This window comes from Streptomyces sp. NPDC048211, assembly GCF_043202315.1.
Taxonomy (GTDB): domain Bacteria; phylum Actinomycetota; class Actinomycetes; order Streptomycetales; family Streptomycetaceae; genus Streptomyces.
The window spans coordinates 106536-128599 of sequence record NZ_JBIDAD010000005.1 but is presented as its reverse complement, the minus strand read 5'-3'; the positions used below and the strand labels follow the sequence as shown (position 1 = coordinate 128599).

Below are 22064 nucleotides of genomic sequence, written 5' to 3'. Positions count from 1 at the left end.
CATCGGTCACGGCAATTGCTCGCTGATCTGTCCGATCTATGGAGCGGTACCCGCGGGCAGCAGCGTCAGAAGTTCGGCCACCTCCTCCTCGGCGCAGCGCCCCAGCCGCTCCAGATCCGGCAGCGCCTTGCCGTCGGCCACCAGCCCGATCTGCACTGTGCCGCCGTACGTGGTCAGCGCGACGGCCAGGGACTGGCCGCGGGCCAGGGGCGCCATGGGGTAGAGCGCGCGCAGCGGGCAGCCGCCGAGCGAGAGGGCCGAGCGCGGCAGCGGCACACTGGTGACCAGCAGGTCGAAGAGCATCCGGGCGGCGTTCCCGGCGAGCGGCGCACCGAAGCGGTGGGCCAGCGGCGGAAGCTGGTCGGCGAGCACGGCGACCGCACCGGCTCCGCGCAGCGGCCCGGCGGACTTGTTGCGGTCCATGGCACCGCGGACGGCCCGAAGCCGCTCCCAGGGATCGGCTTCGGAGACGGGAAGGCCCAGCAGATAGGCGGAGAGCCGGTTACCGGTGGCCGCGCCGCCGGGGCGGCGCCGTGAGACGGGGACCAGGGCGCGCGGATCGGCGCCGGGCAGCGGTTCGCCGCGCTCCAGCATCCAGCGGCGCAGCGCTCCCGCCACGACGGCGAGCAGGACGTCGTTGCCCGTGCCGCCCGCCGCCCGGCGGATCCGCTGCACGGACGCGAGGTCGAGGTCGGCCGTGGCGAGGCGCCGGGTGCCGGAGGAGCTGGCGCTGAGCGCCGGAGCACCGCGCAGGTCCAGGCGGCTGGCGCGTACGAGCGAGGCCCCCACGCCGAAGGCACGGCCGAGGTCCTCGATCCGCCCCAGGGCGAGACCGGCGACCTGCCGGGGTCCGGGCATCCAGGAGCGGGGCGGCACGGGGCGGACCCGTCCGGCCGCCGGGCCCGGCCGGGCCCGGCCCGCGGCCGAGGCGATCTCGTCGAAGATCCCGGCCCCGATGGCGACCGCACGCATTCCGTCGGCGAGCGCGTGGTGGAGTTTGACGAGGACGGCGAAGGAGCCGTCCGGGGCATCGCCGATGACGTACATCTGCCAGGGCGGCAGTCCCCTGGGCAGCGGCTGCTCCATCAGTTCGCCCGCGAGCCGGGTGGCCGCGGCCATGAATCCGGCCTCCCCCGCGCCCGCGGTCTCCGACTCGGGCAGGCACACGCGCTTGACGTGCTGGTGGACGTCGAAGTCCTTGTCCACCGACCAGGCCGCGCCCCCGACGGGCAGCAGCACGTCGCGCACCCGCATCCGCAGCCGGGGAATGGCGGCGGCGCGGGTACCGAGCAGTTCGAGGAGATGGCCGGGCCCGGGAGCCGGGCCGTCCCCGGGCGAGAAGACGGCGAGCGCCCCGAGGTGCATGGGATGCGCATCGGATTCGAGGTGCCAGAAGGCCAGATCGAGAGGTGCCAGTAGCTCAGTGCCCAACGGGTCCTCATGTCATGGAAGAGGAAGGCTGACGAGATCGCAGTCAATCTCCCGCAGTCGGTTACGGTCAAGTACAGACATGTTACTTTCTGTTACTTTTCAGTAGTGTTCAATCCCCGTGAACGGCCGTGCCCCTCACCGGGTCAGTCGCGCGGCGGAATGACGAATTCGCACCAGACGCACTTGCCGGTGCCCCGGGACTCGACGCCCCAGGCGTCCGCCAGCTGGTCGACGAGCATCAGCCCGCGGCCCGAGACCCCCGACTCGCCCGCGTCCCGGCGGCGCGGCAGTGCGCTGGAACGGTCCTCGACATCGACACGCAGGCGGCGCTCGGGCCCCGTGAGCACCCGGATGGTCACGATCGCGCCGCCGTCGGTGTGCATCAGGGCGTTGGTCGTCAGCTCGTCCGCCGCCAGCTCCACCTCGTCGGCCCGCCCCTTCGCGCCCCAGGCACGCACCGCCGCACGGATCATGTGCCGGGCCGAGCTGAGCGCCTCCGGATCGTTCTGCCCCACGTGCTGCTGGAGCCGGCCGCCCGGCTGCGGGGCGTGAGCGGCCCTGCGGCGCAGGAGCAGCACGGCGACATCGTCCTCGCCGCCGCGTTCGTCGACCGATTCGCAGAGCCGGTCGGCGAGCTGCTGAAGGTCCTGGGGGCCGTTCCTGATCATGGCGGTGAGCAGTTGCGTACCCTCGTCGAGGTCGGCTCCCGGCAGCTCCACCAGTCCGTCGGTGAACAGGACCATGGTCTGCCCCGGGTCCAGTTCCACCGTGCTGACCGGATACTCCAGCCGCCCGAACTCCGCGGAGAGCCCCAGCGGCAGGCCGCCCTCGACCAGCACCTTGCGGCAGCTCCCGTCGGCATCCCGCACCAGCGGGTCGACATGGCCCGCCCGCACCACCTGGACCACACCGGTGGTCAGATCGGCCTCGGCATAGGTGCAGGTCGCGAAGCGGTCGGTGTCCAGTTCGTGCAGGAAGACGGAGGCCCGCGCCATGACCGTCGCGGGGCTGTGCCCCTCGGCGGCGTACGCGCGCAGCACGATGCGCAGCTGCCCCATGACGGCGGCGGCGTGCGTGTCGTGGCCCTGCACGTCCCCGATGACGGCGCCGACCCTGCCGCCGGGCAGCGGGATCACGTCGTACCAGTCGCCGCCGATGTCCCGGCCGAGCCTCGCCGAGCGGTAGCGCACGGCGATCTGCGCACCCGGCACCTCGGGGATGCGGCGCGGCAGCATCGCCTGCTGGAGCCCCTCGGCGAGGTCGTGCTCCTGCTCGTACAGCATGGCGCGCTGGAGGCTCTGGGCGATGGAGCTGCCGAGGGCGACCAGCAGGTTGCGTTCGTCGCCGGTGAATCCGTTCTTGTCGCTGTAGAGCAGCCCGAGTGCGCCGATGGGGCGCGCCTGGGCGATCAGCGGCAGATAGGCGGCGGAGGTGATGCCGAGATGGCTGATGTGGGGCCACAGGATCGGGTACGAGTCGGCGAAGTCCTCGGCGGACTCGATGAAGCGGGGGCCGAGCGTGCGGACGACCTCGCTCATCGGGTACTGCTCGTCCGTCCGCGTGTACCGGGTGCCCGGCACGAAGGCGCCGTCGGGGCCGTCGGCCACCAGGTGGATGCGCCCGGCCTCTATCAGCCCCATGACCAGGCTGGTCGCCCCCAGGTGAGCCAGCCCCTGGGAGTTCTTGAGCACGTCGATGACGTCCTTGACCGTCCGGGCGTGGGCCAGCGCGGCCGTGGTGGCCTCCACCAGGCTGGTCCGCCGCCGCCGCTCCTCGTCCAGCTCGTGGCGGGCGGTGGCATCGGCCAGCTCCTGCGTGGCGTCGCGGACGATCCCGATGATGCGGCGCGGCCGCCCGTTCCCGTCGCGCTGCACGAAGCCCTGGGTGTGCGTCCACTGCAGGGTGCCGTCGCGCCGCAGGATGCGGAAGTACGCTCCGTAGTTCTTCCGGCCGGACTTGAGTGCCTGGGTCACCATGGCGTCCAGACGCACGCCCTCGTCCGGTGGCACCCGCTTCCCGAGCGTCGCCGGTCTGTTGTCGTACTCGTCGGCCCTCAGGTCGAAGACGTCGAGGGCCGCTTGCTCCATGTGCATGAGGCCGCTGTCGAGATCCCAGTCGAAGCTGCCCATACGGTTCAGGGCGAGACTGAGGTCCGGGTGGGCGGGCCAGTCGTCCGGGAGTGACAGGGCACCCGCTACCCGATCATCCATGTGGGTAACTCTGCCATCATTTGTCCGATTCTTCGAGTGAGCCGTCCACCAGGTGAACGTGCGATGGAACACATTTCCGAGCCGTTCGGCGGGGTCGTTTCCCCGGAGATTCCGCGGGATTAGCCCGTCCGGCAAAAGTGCGGGGTGCCGGATATCGCCGCAGAACGCCGACCCGCCCCGAAAGCGGGCAGGGACAGCGGCTAACGTGTGCGTCGGGGCGGAGTAAGCCAAGCCTTACCACGGCCCGCCCCGCTCCTGCTCGTTCGTCCTAAGGAACAGCTCGCCATGACACGCCCCGTCCGCGTAGCCATCGTCGGAGCCGGCCCCGCCGGAATCTACGCAGCGGACGCGCTGCTCAAATCCGATGCCGCCGCCGAGCCGGGCGTCTCCATCGACCTGTTCGAGCGGATGCCCGCCCCCTTCGGCCTGATCCGTTACGGCGTGGCACCGGACCACCCCCGGATCAAGGGCATCGTGCAGGCGCTGCACCAGGTCCTGGACAAGCCCCAGATCCGGCTCTTCGGGAACGTCGACTACCCGAACGACATCGGCCTGGACGAGCTGCGGTCCTTCTACGACGCCGTGATCTTCTCCACCGGCGCGGACGCCGACCGCGCCCTCGACATACCGGGCAGCGACCTGGACGGCTCGCACGGTGCCGCCGACTTCGTCTCCTGGTACGACGGCCACCCGGACGTCGCGCGCACCTGGCCGCTGGAGGCCGAGAAGGTCGCCGTGCTCGGTGTCGGCAATGTGGCCCTGGACGTCGCCCGCATCCTCGCCAAGACCGCGGACGAACTGCTGCCGACCGAGATCCCCGCCAACGTCCACGACGGCCTCAAGGCCAACAAGGCGCTGGAGGTGCACGTCTTCGGGCGTCGCGGCCCGGCCCAGGCGAAGTTCAGCCCCATGGAGCTGAGGGAGCTCGACCACTCGCCGAACATCGAGGTCATCGTCAACCCCGAGGACATCGACTACGACGCGGGCTCGATCGAGACCCGGCGCGGCAACAAGCAGGCCAACATGGTCGCCTCCACGCTGGAGAACTGGGCGATCCGCGACGTCGGCGACCGGCCGCACAAGCTCTTCCTGCACTTCTTCGAGTCCCCCGTGGAGATCCTCGGCGAGGACGGCCAGGTCGTCGGCCTGCGGACGGAGCGCACCGAGCTGGACGGCACCGGCAACGTCAAGGGCACCGGCCGGTTCAACGACTGGGACGTGCAGAGCGTCTACCGCGCGGTCGGCTACTACTCGCAGGAGCTGCCCAAGCTCCCCTTCGACGTCGCGTCCGGCACGGTCCCGCACGCCGCGGGGCGGGTGCTCGCCGGCGGCGAGCCGATGGAGTCGGTGTACGTCACCGGCTGGATCAAGCGGGGCCCGATCGGCCTGATCGGGCACACCAAGGGCGACGCCAACGAGACGGTCGCCTGCCTGCTGGAGGACCACACCGCCGGACGGCTGCCCGCCCCCGCGCAGCCCGAGCCCGCCGCCGTGACCGAGTACCTGGAGTCCCGCGGCGTCCGCTACACCACCCGCGAGGGCTGGTACCGCCTCGACGCGCACGAGCGCGCGCTGGGCGAGCCGCAGGGCCGCGAGCGGGTGAAGGTCGTGGAGCGCGACGCGATGCTGGACGCGTCGGAGCCCGGCAACTGACACCACGGCGACGGCCCCGGAACGCCCCGCGCAAGGGGAGGTTCCGGGGCCGCCGTCATGCCGGGACGCGTCAGCGGCCCTGCAGCGCCTTGACGTTGTCGCCGAAGGTCCAGTTCTTGGAGCCGTCCCAGTGGTCCAGGCCCTCCGTCAACAGGTCTGGACCGAAAGCGGCGACGGAGGCGGCCTCACGGGGCGCCGCGCGCCCTCAGGGAGCGTTCGCGCACCTGGTCCGGGTAGCGCTCCGTGAAGCGGACCGCCAGGACCAGCAGGACGACCGGGATGACCCAGTTGTACCAGTCGGAACCGGACGACGTATGGACCGCCAGCAGGCCCAGCAGCGCGGTGGCGACGAAGACTCCTCCCCACACGAGCGTCAGCACCCGGTTGACATGACGGAAGGCGGGCGAGCCCCATACCTCGCGAGGAGTGGTCTCCCGCGCGTACTGCTCGGTGAACGGGACGAACGCCAGCGATCCGAGGGCCACCACCGCGATCACCCCACTGGAGAGGACCTGGGCGTACCTCTCCAGCCAGAGCAGATCCTGACGGTCCAGGAACAGCGCCAGAACACTGAGGACCGCGAAGAAGACGATCCCGGCGACCTCCAGCACCTTGAAGGAACCCCTGCGCATGTCCGGCAGATTGAGCACCACGGCGGCGACCAGGCCGGCCAGCGCGGCGTACTCCCAGGTACTGGGTCCCGCGATGATGTCGAAGATGATCCACGGGGCGAACGCGAAGAACAGATTCCCGGTCCGACGCCCGGATTTGGCTTGGGTCACCGCACACCTCCGGGTGTGGCCCGGTACGACATCCTGCCGCACGTTCCATGGTGGCGCCCGAACCCGCCCCCCGCATCCCCGCACGTTCCATGGTGGCGCCCGGACCCGCCCCCCGCATCCCCGCCCCTGCGCATCCGCGTTGCAGCGGGCCCGGGCCGGGGATTGAATGAAGGATCGGCGCGACACGCATCCAGGTGCTCACACGTCCCGGCAAGGGAGGCCGTCATGGCCGCACATGCCTCACGGAGCTTCGACCCGACCCGCGTCGTCCATCTGTCGGGCCGGTTCGCCCCGGTGACCGACGAGGTGGACGAGGCCGGACTGCAGGTGCTCGGCGAACTGCCGGACGAGCTCGACGGCCTGTTCCTGCGCAACGGCCCCAACCCCCGCTTCAGCCCCATCGGTTCGTTCCTCTATCCGATCGACGGGGACGGCATGCTGCACGGGGTGTGGCTGTCCGGCGGCCGGGCGAGGTACCGCAACCGCTTCGTACGGACACCGGCCGTCGTCGCCGAGGAACGCGCGGGCCGGGCCCTGTGGGGCGGTATCGAATCGCTGATCATGCCTCAGGTCCCGGATGTGGAACCGGAGCTGGCCGGAACGTTCCGGGACCTGCCGGACATCAACGTGGTGCGCCACGCGGGACGCCTGCTGGCCCTCGCCGAATCCGACTGCCCGTTCCTGATGACGCCGGATCTGGAGACGGTCGGCAAGGAGACGTTCGGCGGGGCGCTGCCGGCCGGCATCACCGCGCACCCGAAGACCGATCCGGTCACCGGCGAGATGATGGTCTTCTGCTACGGCCTGGAGCCGCCCTACCTCACCTGGTCGGCCATCGGCCCGACCGGCACCGTGACACGCGGTCCCACCACGGTCGACGGGCTCGACGAACCGATGATGATCCATGACATGGGGCTGACCGAGCGGTTCCTGGTGATCGTGCTGGCCCCGGTGTTCTTCGACATCGCCGCGGCGATGAACGGCGGGTCCATGATCGACTGGCGGCCCGAGCGCGGCACCCGGGTGGCCCTGGTCCCCCGCGACGGCGGCCCTGTCCGGTGGGCGTCCGACGAGGCCTTCTGGCTGTGGCACACGGTCAACGCGTACGACACCGAGGCCGGCGACGTCGTACTGGATTACGTGCAGTGGACCCGCCTCTCCCTGGGCGCGCCGGACGGTTCGCGGGCGCCCAACACCGCCGGCCTCGTCCGCGCGGTCATCGACCCCGAGGCAGGCACGATGCGGCGGACCGTACTGGACGACGCCCGGATGGAACTCCCCCGCACGGACGACCGCCTGATCGGCCGGCCGCACCGGCAGTTCGCCGTGGCAGCCGACTCCGGGAACCCGGACCTGCTCCCTGGCGAGTTCGACGCCCTGCGCTGGTACGACGGCGGGGACACGTCGGGGACGAGCGTGGTGTGGCAGGCCGGGGACCTGTCCGTCGGCGAGCCGGTCTTCGCACCCTCACCCGGCACCGGTCCCGGCGGGGGCGGCCACTGGATGACGTATGCCACCGACCGTACGGACAACACCAGCTGGCTGCTCGTGATCCCCGCCGACGACCCCGGCTCCGGCCCGGTCGCCCGGGTGCGGATCCCGGTACGGGTCCCGTTGGGGCTGCACGGCAACTGGCTTCCCACCGAGGAGTGAGGAGCCGGACCGCGGGGCCGCCGTCCGGCTCCGACGCGGTGGCTCGGGTCCGGACCGGGAGCCGGGGCACGGCTCTCCTGCCCGCCGCGAGACAGCGCCGCACCAACGCCGGGCGGAGGCAACCGGGAGACACACCCCCTCGCGTCGGCGCCACACAGGGAACCCGCCCCGCCCGGCATGCGCGACGCCGGCGGCCGGGCCCCCGAGGACACCGTCGCCATCGGTCTGGGGGCACGGCCGCTCAGCCCTCGACCGACGCCTCCGTGTCGTCCTGCCACGGCAGCCGGATGGAGGTCTGCGGTTCCTCGGTCATGAGCGGCACGAGGTCCTGCGGCGGCTCGTCCGGGTCGGCGGGAACACCGGTCGGCTCGCCCGTCGGGAGCTCCGGGTACTCCTCGGTGGGGCCGTCGGACGGCACGGCGGTCGGCGGGCAGTTTGCCGGGACCCGCGCACCCGTCGGCCCGTCCGTCGCCGCGACCGCCTCGCCGGGCGGCGTCGGGTCGCCGGGGGTCGGGCAGTCCCCGGGCGCCGGCGTGGAGGGTGACGGGGGCGGCGTCGCGGACTTCCCCGGCTTCTCCGGCACCTTCGGTTCCTTCGACTTCGCCGGAGGCACGTCGGGCAGCGGCCCGGTGATGTCGGTGCCGGGAGCATAGGGCGGCGGCACCTCGGGGACATGGTCCCGGGCCCCCTCGTCACCGACCGGCCGCGCCATCCAGCTGTCGTGGTCCGCGTCGACGACGACCAGGTCCGTGACGGGCTTCGCGGCGGGTGCGACGGTGACGATCCGCGCCGGGTCGTAGGCCGACCACCGCTCGCCCTGCGCACGCCGTGTGTCCCCTGCCCCGGCTGGCCGGCTCAGCGGGTTGCCGCAGGCGCAGCGGACGCGCGGAAGGCCATGCCGGTCCACCATCACCGCGGTGCCCGCCTGGAGCACGGACTGGAAGGCGGTGGCGGAGCCCGCACGGAAACCGTGGTTGCCCACGCGGGTATCGGCCCGCAGGACCACGGGCGTCAGGCCGCGCAGGAAGGCCGGGACGCCGGACCGGGGCACGCCCGCGGCCCGCGCGAAGGCCTCCTCCCGGGCCGGGTCGGCCGCGAGGAGGCTGATCTGCTGCCCGACGTCGCAGGAGGCGACGGAGCGGGTACCCCCGTAGAGGCCGGGGGTCGATCCCGGAAGGGTGTGCGGGTCCCCGTCGCCGGGCGACGCCGTCCGCGGCCGGGCTGTGGGAGGGGCGATCGTGGGAGGCGCGGCACCGGCCGGTTCCACCGTGGACCTCGTGAAGGGGTCTGGTCCCCGCGCCGCGGCCGGCTGGAGCAGGACCTCCCCGGCGTCGGCCGTTCCCTCGGTGCCGGGACCGCCTCTCCCCGCCTCCCGGGCGCAGCCCGCGGTGACGAGGATGCCGGCGGACAGCACGGCGAGCACGGCGCGGCGCATGCGTATCGGTGCGTGCACGAAGAGGTCTCCTGCCTGGTCACCGGTCCCGGGTGGTTCCCTCATGTCTGCCGTAGTTCCCTCTCCCCCGCAAGCCGGGGTCCCCTGGCGCGCACAGGGCTCGGGAAGACGTGCGACGACCACCTTGAACGCGTTCAAGAAAGGCCCTAGAGTCAGCTCCGGCAGCAGTTGAACACGTTCAAGTGTGGGGAGGGCGGAGCCATGTCGGTCCTGGTGGGGCTGATCGTGATGCTGGGCATGCTGGTGATCGTGCCCGCGGGACTGGCCCTGGCGGACGCGCCGGAGCTGGCGCGCATACGCCGGCTGTGGCCGGTCTTCGCCGTGCCGGGGGCCGTCGCCCTCTGGCTGCCGCGCGGACCGGCCGCGACCGTCCTGGCTCTCGGCTACGGGCTCGGCGCCATACTCCTCGCCCTGCACGCTCCGGCCCGTGTCGTCCGGCGCCCGCAGCCACTGCTGTCGTGGCGGACGGCACCCGCCGAGATCGCCCTGCTCACCGCGCTGGCGGCCCCGGCCGTCGCCGCGACCGCGCTGGTCGCCGAGCGCTCGGGGCGTCCGTTGTTCGGCTTCGGCCTCGGGATCCTGGCGCTGACCGTGCCGCACTTCCACTTCGCCGGATTCGCCGCCGCACTGGTCTCGGGGCTCGTCGGCCGCGTGACCGACAGCGCGGCAGGCCGGTTCGCGGCGCTCAGTGTGCCGCTGGGCACCCTGCTCGTCCTGATCGGCTACTTCATCGGCGACTGGGCCGAACTGGCGGGGGCGGTCGTCCTGACAGCGGGGATGTGGACCGTCGCCCTCCTGACCTGGCGCACGGTTCGGCCCACGGCCCGCGACCTGACCACCCGGCTGCTGCTCGCCGCCTCGGCCGCCGTACTCGCCGCGACCATGGTGCTCGCCCTGAGCTGGGCTCTGGGCGAGGCCACCGGTCTCCCGCACCCCACCCTCGCCTGGATGGCCGCCACACACGGCGTCGGCAACGCGCTGGGCTTCGCCCTCTGCTCGGTGCTGGCCTGGCAACGCCTGAACCACCGCCCCCACGAAGGAAGGTCCGCATGAGCACGCTCACGTATCCGGAGGTGGGCGCCACCCGGCTCGGCCCGCTCCCCGACGGCTACCACCACCTGCACCACCGCACCCGGATCGGACACGGGCGCGCCGACTTCGAGGCCGCGGGCGCCGCGATCACCGAGTTCCGCATGCACCGCGTCTCCGGGGCGCGGGTCAGGGCCTCGGCTCCACGCGCCGAGCCCGGTGCGTCCGTTCGGGTGGCGCTGGAGGCCGGCCCCTTCCGGCTCTCGGCGCCCTGCCGGATCATCTGGGCCGAGTACGGACCCGAACGCATCGGATTCGCGTACGGAACACTCACCCGTCACCCCGAGTGCGGCGAGGAGTGCTTCGTGGCCGAGCTGGCGGACGACGGCACGGTCTCGTTCACCGTGATGGCGTTCAGCCGGCCCGTCCGCTGGTACACCCGGCTCGCCGGACCGCTCGTGCCGATGGCGCAGCACTGGTACGCGCGCCGGCTCGGGCGCACGCTCCGCCGGATCGTCGCGGAAGGGCGCACGCCCCGGAGCTGAGGCGGTGGGCCGATACTGGAAGTAATGGACTGGTTCACCGCGGACGGGTACTGGCTCGGCCGGCTCCTCTTCCAGAAGGCCCTGGCCGTCATCTATCTGACCGCCTTCCTCACCGCCGCGCTCCAGTTCCGGGCGCTGATCGGCGAGCGCGGCATGCTGCCCGCCCGCGAACTGCTGCGGCGCACGGACTGGCGTGCCGCGCCGGGGCTCTTCCGCCTCCACTACTCCGACCGGTTCTTCGCCGTCGTCGCCTGGTCGGGCTGCGTGCTCGCCGTCGCCCTGCTCGCGGGTGCGGACCGCTTCGTACCTCTGTGGGGGTCCATGCTCCTGTGGGCCCTTCCCTGGGCGCTGTATCTGTCGATCGTGCAGATCGGCGGCGTCTGGTACGGCTTCGGCTGGGAGTCGCTGCTTCTGGAGACGGGGTTCCTCGCCGTCTTCCTCGGTAACGCGCACACGGCGCCACCGGTGCTGGTGCTGTGGCTGCTGCGCTGGGTGCTGTTCCGGGTGGAGTTCGGCGCCGGGCTGATCAAGATCCGTGGCGACGCGTGCTGGCGCAAGCTGACGTGTCTGTACTTCCACCACGAGACCCAGCCGATGCCGGGCCCGCTGAGCTGGTTCTTCCACCACCTCCCCCGGCCGCTGCACCGTGCCGAGGTGGCGGCCAACCATGTGACCCAGCTCCTCGTGCCGGTGCTGCTCTTCACCCCGCAGCCGGTGGCGGGCGCGGCGGCGGGACTGATGGTGCTCACCCAGCTGTGGCTGGTGCTGTCGGGCAACTTCGCCTGGCTCAACTGGCTGACGATCGCCCTCGCCCTGTCGGCCGTCGACTGGTCCCCGGTCGCCGAGCCGCCCGCACAGGCCGGGGCGCCCCTCTGGTACGAGGTGGTGGTCATCGCCGTGACCGTGCTGGTCGTGGCCCTCAGCTACCATCCGGCCCGCAATCTGCTCTCGCGCCGGCAGGTGATGAACCGCTCCTTCGACCCGCTGCACCTGGTCAACACCTACGGCGCGTTCGGCAGCATCAGCCGGGTCCGGATGGAGGTGGTCGTCGAGGGAACCGACGAACAGGTGATCCGCCCGGGCACGGTGTGGCGGGAGTACGGATTCCGCGGCAAGCCGGGCGATCCGGGGCGGCTGCCCCGCCAGTTCGCCCCGTACCATCTGCGGCTCGACTGGATGATGTGGTTCGCGGCGCTCTCGCCCGCCTACGCCAGGCCCTGGTTCGGACCGTTCGTGGAGCGGTTGCTGGACAACGACCGGGACACGCTGCGGCTGCTGCGGCACAACCCGTTCCCGGACGAGCCGCCGGCACACGTGCGCGCCAGGGTGTACCGCTACCGGTACACGACCTGGCGCGAACTGCGGGCCACCGGGAACTGGTGGCACCGCACCTACGTGCGGGAGTTCATGCGCCCCGAGCCGCCGGGTCCCTCGCCGCTCGGCGCGCCCGGGCGATCCTGAACACCCGGCGCGCTCGCCGCTCCCGCGGACCGCCGCCGCGCATGCCGGTCACGAGCGGGCCGCCCCCGGTGCACCGGGCCGGCAAAGAGACCGGCCGGCCGTGCGGCATAGCCCCGCTACCGCCCGCTCTCGCGGGACCGCAGCAACGTACGGATCTGCTTGACGAGTTCGTCGTCCTCGGACGCCGGCTTGCCGGAGACCAGCGCGCCGAGACGCTCGGCCGTCTGGAAGTCGTACGCGCGCTCCTCCTCCTCGCCGGGGACCTTGGCGTACTCCTCCTTGGCACGGAATCCGACGGTCAGGTCCACCGCCTTGGCGATGAGCCAGGTGAGGATGAACGAGAAGGCGATCACGGAGACGACGGCGACGAGCTGCTTGCCGAGCAGCCCCCAGCCGCCCCCGTAGAAGAGCCCCTCCTTGCCGCTGATGCGCGCGGTGGCGAAGAGCCCGACCATGATCAGACCGATGAGACCTCCGACGCCGTGCACGCCCACCACATCGAGCGTGTCGTCCACGTTGAAGCGGAACTTGAGCGTGACCGCGAAGGCGCAGACCGCACCGACGACGAGACCGGTGATGACCGCGCCGAGCGTGTCGATCTCACCACAGGCCGGGGTGATGGCGACCATCCCCGCGACGGCGGAGGAGACGACGCCCATGGTGGTGACCTTGCCGGTACGCCACTTCTCCACCAGCGGCCAGGTGACCATGGCGCCCGCGGCCCCGAGCTGGGTGTTGATGAAGGCCGCGGCGGCGGTGCCCTGGTCCGTCAGCGCGGAACCGGAGTTGAAGCCGAACCAGCCGAACCAGAGCAGGCCCACGCCGATGACCACGAGCGGAATGTTGTTGGGGCGCTCCTCGCGGCGGGCGAAGTCCCGTGGCGCGCGCAGCACGAGGGCGACCGCGAGACCGGCGACCCCGGAGTTGAGTTCCACCGGCAGGCCGCCGGCGAAGTCGAGGGCGCCGAGGTGCTTCACGATCCAGCCGTCGGTGTCGAACACCCAGTGGGCGATGGGGATGTAGACGATGAGCAGCCACAGCACGACGAAGACGAGCCACCCCTTCATCGTGGCGCGGTCCGCGATCGATCCGCTGACCAGGGCCACCGTGATGATGGCGAAGCCCATCTGGAAGGTGCTGTAGATGTAGGTGGGGATCGCTCCGGTCAGCGTGTTCAGCTCGATGTCGTGCATGAACACGTGATCGAGGTTCCCGATGAGCCCGGCGCCGCCGACGTCCGGGCCGAACGCGAGGGTGTATCCGATGACCCACCAGGCGAGGGTGCCGAACGCCAGCGCGGCGAAGCTCATCTTGATCATCATGAGCACGTGGCGGGTGCGCACCATGCCGCCGTAGAAGAAGGCGAGACCCGGCGTCATCAACAGCACCATGGCGGTCGCGGCGAGGAGCCAGGCGGTGTCCCCGGAGTCGTACGCGGCCGGCATCGGCGCGGGAGCGGTGTTCATCGGCGGATCCTCGTGTGGGTCGGCGGGAAGGGGTCAGGGCTTGCGCAGGTCGGGGGCCGCGTGACCGGTGAGCAGGCGCCGTACGGCCTGGCGCACGGCCTCGTGCGCGGCGGCAACCCGGATCGGGCTGTCGTCCAGCAGCCGCACCCAGGCGCCGCAGTCCCGGGGCAGCACACTCACCCCGTACAGGACGCCGAGCCCGGCGAGTGCCCCGTGCAGAGCGTCGGCGAGTTCGGTGGCGGGGACCCGGTCGGTCACGGCGAAGAGTGAGGCGACATGGTCGTGGCCGGCGAACACACCGGGGCCGAGGGCTCCTTCGCCCCGCACGCCGGGAGCCAGGCGCAGGGTGTCTACGGCGAGCAGCGTGCCGTCGGGCCGGCTGACGTGCAGGTCGGTGGCGAGCACCCGGTACGCGTGCCGTTCGCCGCGGGCGAGCCGGCCGGCGGTGACCGTCTCGCCGACGACGACGGTGGCGCCGGGTGCGACGGTCACCTCCGTGCGCTGGTAGAAGCGGGCGTCCTTGAACGGGATCAGCGGGTCCGGCAGGTACTCGACGTAACTCCCGGCCTCCGCCGTCAGGTGCACACGCTGGCTCGCGTAGTCGTGCTCCATCCGGAAGATCTTGGTGGCGGCCTGGGTGGTCAGATGGACCTGGGTGTCCGGACCGCAGCGGAAGTCCATCCGGTAGCGGTCCGCCTGGGCGATGCCGCCACCGGTCGCCATCATGTAGACGTAACTCATGCCGGGCATCCCGGGGTCGATCCACAGCGGACGCATGATCTGCAGCGGCGTCTTCTGGTAGCGCTCGACGAGTTCGGTGCGCTCGCCCCGTACCGCGAAGGCCAGGTCCAGGATGCCGACCTTGGCCGGGGAGCCGGGTGCGAGCGTGTCCGGCGCGGAGGCCAGCGCCGCCACGTCCGGGGGGACGCGGACCGCGGCGTAGTACTCCTCGGCCAGCCGGTCGGCGCGGGGCCGGTACGGGGCGAGCCGCATGTCAGATCAGCACCTTGCGGCGCGATTCGAGGTAGCCGGCGATGTCGTCGATACCGACGCCGGTGAGGCAGTCGGTGAGCACCACGGGGCGGTTGTCGCGTACCCGGTGGGCGTCGGACTCCATGACGTCGATGTCCGTGCGCACGTACTTCGCGATGTCGATCTTGTTGATGACGAGGAGGTCCGAGTCGGTGATACCGGGGCCGCGCTTGCGGGGCATCTTCTCCCCCTCCGCCGTGTCCAGGACGAAGATGAAGAGGTCCACGAGTGCGGGGCTGAACGTCAGCGTGAGGTTGTCGCCCCCCGACTCGTAGAGCAGGGTGTCGGTGTCCGGGAAGCGCTCCAGCATCTCCGCGCCGGCCGCCAGGTTCATCGTGGGGTCGTCGCGCACGGCGGTGTGCGGGCAGGCGCCCGTCTCGACCCCGACGACCCGCTCGGGTTCGAGGACCCCGGCCAGCGTGCGGCGGACGTGCTGGGCGTCCTCCTGGGTGTAGATGTCGTTGGTGATGACGGCGGGGCGGTGGCCGCGCGCGATCAGCAGCGGGACCAGCGCCTCGATGAGCGCGGTCTTGCCCGACCCGACCGGTCCGCCGATGCCGACCCGCAGTACGTTGTCGTCCATGGTGCTCCCTGTGTGATTCGGGTGGATGTCAGCTGGCGAAGAGCCGGGCCTCGGCGCGTTCATGACGGCCCGACATGATGTCCGACGCGAAGACGGTGGCGCCGACGTCGTCGAGCTCGCGCCGCAGTGCGGCCTCGACGGTCTTCTCGATGACGGGGGCGGCGCCCCGGATCAGCGTCTGCGTCGTACGGTGGTCGGTCAGCCGCAGCCGCAGGGCGGCGCCCGCGAAGCTGACGCAGAAGGCGAACAGGTCCGCGGCGACGGCCTGGCGGACCGGGACGCCGGTCGCCGCGTAGATGACCCCTGCGGCCACCGCCTGCGTTCCGGGTGCCTCGCGCCGTACGACCCGGTCGAAGTAGGCGGCGATCTCCGGCCGCCCGAAGACCTCCTGGCCCAGGTCCAGGAGCTGACGGCCGGTCCGGGTGGCCGCCTGGCGCATCTCGCGGCCGAGCTTGGTGGCCAGGAGGTGCTCGTCGATCCGGACGACGGCCGCCGGGTCCCCGGCCGCCGTCGCACGGTGGGCGAGGGCGAGCGCGGTGGCGTCGGCGGGACCGACACCGTGCAGCAGCAGGTCCTCCAGCAGCAGCGGCAGACTGCCGGAGTCGACGGCCCCGGCCTGCGCGAAGCCCTCCAGGCTGTGCGACAGCGTGTAGAAGCCGCTCGGGAACGCGGAGTCGGTCAGCTGGAGGCCGACCAGCAACGGTCCGAGCCCCGTGCCGCTACCGGTCCCGGTCACCGCGGCCGCGCTGTCTGCGGCGGTGTCGCCCTCATCGCGGTACATCGGCCCTAGACCAGGAAGTAGAGATGGTTGAGGGGCAGCTTCTCGGCCGGGTCGATGGTGGCGACCTTGCCGTTGAGCGTGACCTTGAACGTCTCCGGGTCGACCTGGATGTCGGGCAGGGCGTCGTTGCGCACCATGTTGTGCTTGCCGATGGTGCGGGTACGGCGTACGGGAAGCACGGTGCGTTCCAGGCCGAGCGCGGCGGGCACCCCGGCCGCGATGCCCGCCTGGGACATGAAAGTGGCGTGTGTCGCCTGCATCGCCTTGCCGTACTGGCCGAACATCGGCCGGTAGATGACGGGCTGCGGCGTCGGCAGCGAGGCGTTGGGGTCGCCCATCTGCGCCCAGGAGATGATGCCGCCCTTGATCACCATCTTCGGCTTGGCACCGAAGGAGTGGATGGGCCAGAGCACGATGTCGGCGAGCTTGCCCTTCTCGATCGAACCCACGTGGTCGGAGATGCCCGAGGCGATGGCCGGGTTGATCGTGACCTTGGCGAGGTAGCGCAGCACCCGCTGGTTGTCGTTGCGGCTGGAGTCGCCCTCCAGCGTGCCGAGCTTGTCCTTGCAGTGGTGCGCGGTCTGGAACGCGCGCGTGACGGACTCGCCGATGCGGCCCATGGCCTGGGAGTCGGAGGAGAAGATGCTGATCACGCCGAGGTCGTGCAGCACCGACTCGGCGGCGATCGTCTCGGCCCGGACCCGGCTGTCGGCGAAGGACACGTCCTCGGGGATGTCATGGCTGAGGTGGTGGCAGACCATGACCATGTCGAGGAGCTCGTCCACCGAGTTCACGGTGTACGGCAGCGTCGGGTTGGTGGAGGACGGCAGGACGTTCGGCTCGCCGGCGATGCGCAGGATGTCGGGTGCGTGACCGCCGCCGGCGCCCTCGCTGTGGAAGGTGTGGATGGCCCGGCCGTCGATCGCGGAGCGGGTGTCCTCGAAGAAGCCGCTCTCGTTCAGGCTGTCGGTGTGGATGGACACCTGGACGTCGTACCGGTCGGCGACGTTCAGCGCGTTGTCGATGACGGCCGGGGTCGCGCCCCAGTCCTCGTGCACCTTGAGCCCGCACGCACCCGCGACAACCTGCTCATTGAGCGCCTCCGGCAGGCTTCCGTTGCCCTTGCCCATGATCCCGAGGTTGACCGGCATGGTCTCGGCGGCCTGGAGGAGCTTGCCGATGTTGTACGGGCCGGGGGTGCAGGTGGTGCCGTTGGAACCGTCCGAGGGACCGGTGCCACCGCCGATGAGGGTGGTGATGCCGTTGGTCAGCGCCTGCTCGGCCTGCTGCGGGGCGATCAGGTGGACGTGGGTGTCGATGGCGCCCGCGGTGGCGATGAGGTGCTCCCCCGCGATGGCCTCGGTGCCGGGACCGATGACCAGGTCCGGATCGACGTTGTTCTGCGTCTGCGGGTTGCCGGACTTGCCGATGCCGACGATGAAGCCGTCCTTGATGCCGATGTCGCACTTGACGACGCCCACCATCGGGTCGATGACGACCACGTTGGTGATGACGGTGTCGAGCGCCCCCTGGGCGGCGGTGGCCTGCGGGTCGGCGGCCATACCGTCGCGCATGGTCTTGCCGCCGCCGTAGACGACCTCGTCGCCGTACTGGCCCTCGCTGTAGTCCTTCTCGACCTCGACGATGAGGTTGGTGTCGGCGAGGTGGAAGCGGTCGCCGACCGTCGGGCCGAACATGTCGGTGTACTGCTTGCGGGGCAGGATGGGCATCAGCGCGAACCCTTCTTCTTTTCCTTGGTGGCCTTGGAGCCCTTGGAACCCCTGGCGGCGCCGGGGGTGACGCCCTGCGCGCCCTCGAAGCCCTGCTCGATGGCCTTGCGGACGGCCTCGACACGGGCGGGGTGGGAGGCGAGGCTGCCGTTGAGCAGTCCGCTGAAACCGACGAGACGGCCGGTTCCGGCGTACGCGCACAGCTCCACCTCGCGCGAGCCGCCGGGCTCGAACCGGACGGAGGTGCCGGCGGCGATGTTGAGGTGCATGCCGAGCGTCTCCTGGCGGTCGAACGACAGCGCCGAGTTGACCTCGAAGAAGTGGTAGTGGGAACCGACCTGCACGGCACGGTCTCCGGTGTTGCTGACCGTGACCTTCAGCGTGCGGCGGCCCGCGTTCAGCTCGATCGGTCCCTTGCCGTACAGATACTTCTGACGGAACGTCATGCGATGCTCCCGATGACTCGGTCCGCGCCGGGGGCGGACGGGTGGTGGTCCGTGTGCAGGGGTCCGGGGCCGCGCTCGTGCCGGTGGCCCGGATCGTGGTGGTGGCCGTGCCCGTGGTCGTGTTCCTCACCCGGGGCGTGGGGGTGCGCATGGCCGTGCCCGTGGTCGTGCCCCTCACCGTTCGGATGCGTGTGGGGATGGCCGTGACCGTGTCCCTCGCCGGCCGGATGCGTGTGGGAATGGCCGTGGTTGTCGGCGGCCGTCAGTCCGGACGCCACGCCGTCGTCCCCGTGCTCACGGCGGCGCCGCAGCGCGTCGGCCACCCGCTCACCGAGGACGCGCCGCAGTGCCGACGCCGGGATGAGCGGACCGGCCACCTCGGCGGGCACCGTGTCCGTCCCGGGCACATCCGGCAGTGCGAACGCGGCCGGGAGCAGCGTCACGCGCTCCGCACCGAGCAGCAGGCACCGGCGGACGCCCTCGGCCAGATCCGGGTCTCCCCCGGTGAACGCCACCTCGACCAGGCCGTGCCGGCCGTAGCGGCGTACGAGCGCGGCGATCCGGTACAGCTCGGCGTCCTCGAACGGGTCGCCCGACGGGGCGGTGACCAGCAGCGCGGAGCTCGCGGGCGCCCGGCCCGCTGCCGCCCGCAGCCACGCGACCAGGTGCTGGGCGGTGCCGAACGGTTCGGCGAGCACGGCGGTGCCGCGCTCACGTGCGGGTACGGCACGGAGCGTGCGGGCGGCGTCCGCGACGAGTTCGGGATCGCGGCCGAGCGTCATGGGGACGACCACCGTCTCCGCGCCCCGGCGGCCGTTCGCGGCGATGCTCCGGAACAGTTCGCGCCCGCTCGGCACGATGCCGACCCCGGCGTCCACGACGCCCTCCAGCGCACGCCCGTAGGCGGCTTCGTGACCGCACACGGCGATGACGGCGACGGGCTCGGCCACGGTCAGCCGCCGATGGGGTCGTGGCAGGACACGAGCTTGGTCCCGTCCACGAAGGACGCCTCGACCTGAAGCAGGCCGAGCATCTCCCGCACGCCGTCCATGGTGTCGGCCTCACCGACGACATGACGGCCCAGTTCCATGCAGTCAGCGACGCTCCTGCCGTCGCGGGCCGCTTCGAGGATCGCCTCGGTGATCAGCGCGACCGACTCGCTGTAGTTGAGCTTGAGGCCGCGGTCCTGGCGCTTGCGGGCCAGGTCGGCCACCACGTAGACCAGCAGTTTGTCGATCTCGCGAGGTGCGAGGTTCATCGTCAGTACCTTCCTCGGTGATGTACGGGCTGAGGGCGGGAGGGCCGGTGCCGGCCGGGAGCGGTCACTCGCTCCGGCGCAGCCGGGGCAGCAGAGGTACGGCCGCCATCAGCACCCAGGTGGTGAGGATGAACGGCCAGGTGAAGGTGTGGCCGCCGAACGACTTGAAGAAGGACGTCAGCGACGCGGTGAGGCCAGTGGTCGCCGCCGCGCCGAACAGTGCGTAGACCCCCGTCCAGACCGTGTTGGCCATGAAGACGGCACCGACGGCGATGCCGACGAGCACCGCGTTGTAGCCGTAGATGCCGTTGGCGATCAGCGCCGTCGGCGCGCCCAGCGCCCAGGCGGCGACGATCCCCATCACGCTGCCTGCCGCGGCGTAGAGAACGACGCGCAGGCCGGCCAGGGCGAGTCCGACGAGCATGATCAGCCCGACGTACCAGCTCTCGACCAGGAAGACCTGCGAGACGTTGTTGAAGAACGCGTGCCACAGGTCGCTCCACGACAGTCCGGTGTCACCGCTCGTCGTGCTGGAGACGGCGGCCGGAGGGCCGTGCCAGACCCGCGCGAACGAAGGGGCGCCCAGCACCATGACTCCGGAGACCAGACAGAACGGCGCGGTCAGGGGCGTGAGTCCGTAAGGGGCGAGGAAGGTGCCCAGGGCGGCCATCAGGAGGGTGCACATGACGGCGCCGACCACCGTCAGCACGTACGTGGCCGGATGGTTGCCCAACGAGGAGACGAGGGCGATCCCCGTGAGGCAGCCGGCGTACCCCTGGAGGCCGGGCGTGATGCTCGCGCGGTCGACGGCCAGGGCGTAGGCGGTCGCTGTGGCGATCAGTGTGCCGAGTGTGGCGAAGAGACCGGTCTCCCAGCCCGCCACCCACAGCGCGGCAAGGATCGCCGCACCGGTCAGCAGACCGGGCTGGAGGTCCACCTGTCCGACACCCCGCAGGGACGCCAGGATGTATGCGGACGGCTGACGCGTCTCCAGCCGCCGAACGGTTTCCGGCTCGGCGAGGGGCAAGGCTGGCTCCAACGTCTCGGGAGTGAGGAGTTCTCCCGGCCCGCGGAGGGGAAGAGAACCAAAACCCTTACAACCCACATCAAGACACAGGGTGACCGGTATGTCGCGTTATGTGGTTGCCCGGTTCCCCCAGTCAGGTACTGAGCCTCGACTGCCCGCGTGCGGGCCCGGGCCGCCCCCCGTCGGCTCCGTAGATTCGCGGCATGTCCCTCAAGATGCAGCTGCACCGCCGCAGTCACCCCGATCACCATCCCGGCGTGCAGTTGTCGGTGGTGGGGGCCGTCGCCGTCGGAGGCGCCGCCGGAGCCGCGGCCCGGTACGGCGCCGAGCGCCTGTGGCCGACCGGCACATCGGCCTTCCCGTGGACGATCCTGCTGGTCAACACGGTGGGCTGTTTCCTGATGGGCATCCTGATGGTCACCCTGAAGCTGCGCTTCCCCGGCGCGCCCCGGCTGATCAGTCCACTACTGGGTACGGGCGTGCTGGGCGGGTTCACTTCGTTCTCGCACTACACGGACAACGTGCGGGAGCTGTTCGAGAACCAACAGCCCGGATACGCGGTCGGCTGCCTGCTCCTGACCGTGGTCGCCGCGCTGGCCGCCGTGACCGCAGGCGCCTTCGCGGCCCATTTCGCCTTCGGACGCTCCTACGGAGAGGGGAGCGAGGCCTCATGACCGACTGGCTGCTCGTACTCGCCGGCGGACTGGTGGGGGCGCCGCTGCGCTACCTGCTCGGTGTGGACGCGAAGTACCGCCTCCACACCGCCTTCCCGTGGGGCACCTTCGCGGCCAACGCGGGCGCGGCCCTGATCCTCGGCTTCGTGGCGGAGGCAGTGTCCGACGGCGAGCTGGGAACCCGGCTGAACCTGCTCCTGGCCACCGGGTTCTGCGGGGCCCTGTCGACGTGGTCGACGTTCTCCTACGAGCTGCTCACCCTGACGTCCGCCCGTCGGCTGAGCCTGGCGGCGGGCTATCTGCTGCTCACCGTCTGCGCGGGGGTGGGACTCTCGTTCGCCGGGGCCGCCGTCGCGAACGCGCTCTTCTGACCTGCGTGCACACCGCGGCACGAACGAGCTCCGGCCCGCCCCCGGCGAGGGGCGGGCCGGAGCTCGCACGGGAAGCACTCAGTCGACGCCGGGCAGGATGTGCGGCTCGGCGAGGTCGTCCTCGTAGCCGGCCAGCCGGATCGGAGCGGACCTGGCCCAGACCTCGATGTTCCGGAGCTTCTCGGGCCTGCGGGCCCGCTCTCCGTACCGTTCGGCCGTCCCCTGTTCGTGCTTCGTCAGTTCTGGTGTCGTCACCGCGCACTCCTTTGTGTCGCGTAGCCCCGGGCGCATCCGACGTCCCGGCTTCCTATCCGGTGGTCGACCGCCCATGGTGCGGGGCAGGGCAGGATCTGTTCGGTCGCGGTGGCGCCGGGTGTGGGGCGGGACGGCGGCCCGGTTGACGGGCCTGTCCCAGGACGGTCGAGGAACCTTCGTGGATTCCCTGATGGCGTCCGTTCCCCTCAGCGTAACCAAATGAG

General features: G+C 71.4%; 21 protein-coding genes. 7 read left to right on the top strand and 14 right to left on the bottom strand.

Annotated features, from left to right (window positions below; translation table 11 throughout):
• Positions 1 to 36: 36 nt before the first annotated feature.
• Both ACGFZA_RS20200 and ACGFZA_RS20195 read right to left on the bottom strand, forming a co-directional pair.
• On the bottom strand, positions 37 to 1431 hold the full coding sequence (locus ACGFZA_RS20200; RefSeq protein WP_385285520.1) for a wax ester/triacylglycerol synthase family O-acyltransferase: 1395 nt from the start codon (positions 1429 to 1431) through the stop codon (positions 37 to 39).
• A 143-nt stretch (positions 1432 to 1574) separates the two neighbouring features.
• Positions 1575 to 3641 carry a SpoIIE family protein phosphatase gene (locus ACGFZA_RS20195; protein ID WP_385285519.1) on the bottom strand — a complete coding sequence of 689 codons (2067 nt, stop codon included), beginning with the start codon at positions 3639 to 3641 and terminating at the stop codon, positions 1575 to 1577.
• Between the two features lie 285 nt (positions 3642 to 3926).
• On the opposite strand from ACGFZA_RS20195, the gene ACGFZA_RS20190 reads away from it, so the two are divergent.
• Entirely contained in the window at positions 3927 to 5294 is a 1368-nt protein-coding gene (locus tag ACGFZA_RS20190; protein WP_385285517.1) for an FAD-dependent oxidoreductase, read from the top strand.
• Positions 5295 to 5479: 185 nt separating this feature from the next.
• Here ACGFZA_RS20190 and ACGFZA_RS20185 read toward each other — a convergent pair whose 3' ends face one another.
• Positions 5480 to 6076 carry a hypothetical protein gene (locus ACGFZA_RS20185; RefSeq protein WP_393680725.1) on the bottom strand — a complete coding sequence of 199 codons (597 nt, stop codon included), beginning with the start codon at positions 6074 to 6076 and terminating at the stop codon, positions 5480 to 5482.
• A gap of 225 nt (positions 6077 to 6301) precedes the next feature.
• On the opposite strand from ACGFZA_RS20185, the gene ACGFZA_RS20180 reads away from it, so the two are divergent.
• Positions 6302 to 7729, top strand: a complete 1428-nt coding sequence (locus ACGFZA_RS20180; protein ID WP_393680723.1) for a carotenoid oxygenase family protein — start codon at positions 6302 to 6304, stop codon at positions 7727 to 7729.
• Between the two features lie 241 nt (positions 7730 to 7970).
• Here ACGFZA_RS20180 and ACGFZA_RS20175 read toward each other — a convergent pair whose 3' ends face one another.
• Complete coding sequence (locus ACGFZA_RS20175; protein ID WP_393680721.1) at positions 7971 to 9227, bottom strand: DUF6777 domain-containing protein; 1257 nt, start codon at positions 9225 to 9227, stop codon at positions 7971 to 7973.
• A gap of 156 nt (positions 9228 to 9383) precedes the next feature.
• Here ACGFZA_RS20175 and ACGFZA_RS20170 point away from each other — a divergent pair, with 156 nt between their 5' ends.
• Genes ACGFZA_RS20170 through ACGFZA_RS20160 form a run of 3 tightly spaced genes read left to right on the top strand, consistent with a single transcriptional unit; the run spans position 9384 to position 12217 of the window.
• On the top strand, positions 9384 to 10235 hold the full coding sequence (locus ACGFZA_RS20170; protein ID WP_393680719.1) for a YndJ family protein: 852 nt from the start codon (positions 9384 to 9386) through the stop codon (positions 10233 to 10235).
• Complete coding sequence (locus ACGFZA_RS20165; RefSeq protein WP_385285507.1) at positions 10232 to 10756, top strand: DUF1990 family protein; 525 nt, start codon at positions 10232 to 10234, stop codon at positions 10754 to 10756. Before ACGFZA_RS20170 ends, ACGFZA_RS20165 begins: the two co-directional genes overlap by 4 nt.
• A gap of 24 nt (positions 10757 to 10780) precedes the next feature.
• Complete coding sequence (locus ACGFZA_RS20160; protein WP_393680717.1) at positions 10781 to 12217, top strand: lipase maturation factor family protein; 1437 nt, start codon at positions 10781 to 10783, stop codon at positions 12215 to 12217.
• 116 nt (positions 12218 to 12333) lie between these two features.
• Here ACGFZA_RS20160 and ACGFZA_RS20155 read toward each other — a convergent pair whose 3' ends face one another.
• From ACGFZA_RS20155 to ACGFZA_RS20115, 9 genes are all read right to left on the bottom strand, one after another.
• Positions 12334 to 13683 carry an ammonium transporter gene (locus ACGFZA_RS20155; protein ID WP_385285504.1) on the bottom strand — a complete coding sequence of 450 codons (1350 nt, stop codon included), beginning with the start codon at positions 13681 to 13683 and terminating at the stop codon, positions 12334 to 12336.
• Between the two features lie 33 nt (positions 13684 to 13716).
• On the bottom strand, positions 13717 to 14676 hold the full coding sequence (locus ACGFZA_RS20150) for an urease accessory protein UreD (protein WP_393680714.1): 960 nt from the start codon (positions 14674 to 14676) through the stop codon (positions 13717 to 13719).
• 1 nt (position 14677) lies between these two features.
• Complete coding sequence (gene ureG, locus ACGFZA_RS20145) at positions 14678 to 15298, bottom strand: urease accessory protein UreG (RefSeq protein WP_385285500.1); 621 nt, start codon at positions 15296 to 15298, stop codon at positions 14678 to 14680.
• A 28-nt stretch (positions 15299 to 15326) separates the two neighbouring features.
• On the bottom strand, positions 15327 to 16079 hold the full coding sequence (locus tag ACGFZA_RS20140) for an urease accessory protein UreF (protein ID WP_393680712.1): 753 nt from the start codon (positions 16077 to 16079) through the stop codon (positions 15327 to 15329).
• Between the two features lie 5 nt (positions 16080 to 16084).
• The gene (ureC, locus tag ACGFZA_RS20135; RefSeq protein ID WP_385285496.1) at positions 16085 to 17809 is read right to left on the bottom strand and encodes an urease subunit alpha; all 1725 of its coding nucleotides are present in this window, start codon (positions 17807 to 17809) and stop codon (positions 16085 to 16087) included.
• Entirely contained in the window at positions 17809 to 18255 is a 447-nt protein-coding gene (locus ACGFZA_RS20130; protein ID WP_393680709.1) for an urease subunit beta, read from the bottom strand. Before ACGFZA_RS20130 ends, ureC begins: the two co-directional genes overlap by 1 nt.
• Complete coding sequence (locus tag ACGFZA_RS20125) at positions 18252 to 19205, bottom strand: sirohydrochlorin chelatase (RefSeq protein ID WP_393680707.1); 954 nt, start codon at positions 19203 to 19205, stop codon at positions 18252 to 18254. Before ACGFZA_RS20125 ends, ACGFZA_RS20130 begins: the two co-directional genes overlap by 4 nt.
• Before the next feature lie 2 nt (positions 19206 to 19207).
• Positions 19208 to 19513, bottom strand: a complete 306-nt coding sequence (locus ACGFZA_RS20120) for an urease subunit gamma (protein WP_393680705.1) — start codon at positions 19511 to 19513, stop codon at positions 19208 to 19210.
• Positions 19514 to 19577: 64 nt separating this feature from the next.
• The gene (locus ACGFZA_RS20115; protein WP_393680703.1) at positions 19578 to 20540 is read right to left on the bottom strand and encodes an urea transporter; all 963 of its coding nucleotides are present in this window, start codon (positions 20538 to 20540) and stop codon (positions 19578 to 19580) included.
• A gap of 203 nt (positions 20541 to 20743) precedes the next feature.
• On the opposite strand from ACGFZA_RS20115, the gene ACGFZA_RS20110 reads away from it, so the two are divergent.
• Together ACGFZA_RS20110 and ACGFZA_RS20105 are read left to right on the top strand one after the other, a co-directional pair.
• On the top strand, positions 20744 to 21214 hold the full coding sequence (locus ACGFZA_RS20110) for a fluoride efflux transporter FluC (RefSeq protein WP_393680701.1): 471 nt from the start codon (positions 20744 to 20746) through the stop codon (positions 21212 to 21214).
• Positions 21211 to 21585 carry a fluoride efflux transporter FluC gene (locus ACGFZA_RS20105; protein WP_393680699.1) on the top strand — a complete coding sequence of 125 codons (375 nt, stop codon included), beginning with the start codon at positions 21211 to 21213 and terminating at the stop codon, positions 21583 to 21585. Before ACGFZA_RS20110 ends, ACGFZA_RS20105 begins: the two co-directional genes overlap by 4 nt.
• Positions 21586 to 21663: 78 nt before the next feature.
• Here the strand turns inward: ACGFZA_RS20105 and ACGFZA_RS20100 are convergent, their stop codons facing one another.
• Positions 21664 to 21840 carry a hypothetical protein gene (locus tag ACGFZA_RS20100; RefSeq protein WP_385286610.1) on the bottom strand — a complete coding sequence of 59 codons (177 nt, stop codon included), beginning with the start codon at positions 21838 to 21840 and terminating at the stop codon, positions 21664 to 21666.
• Between the last annotated feature and the right edge of the window lie 224 nt (positions 21841 to 22064).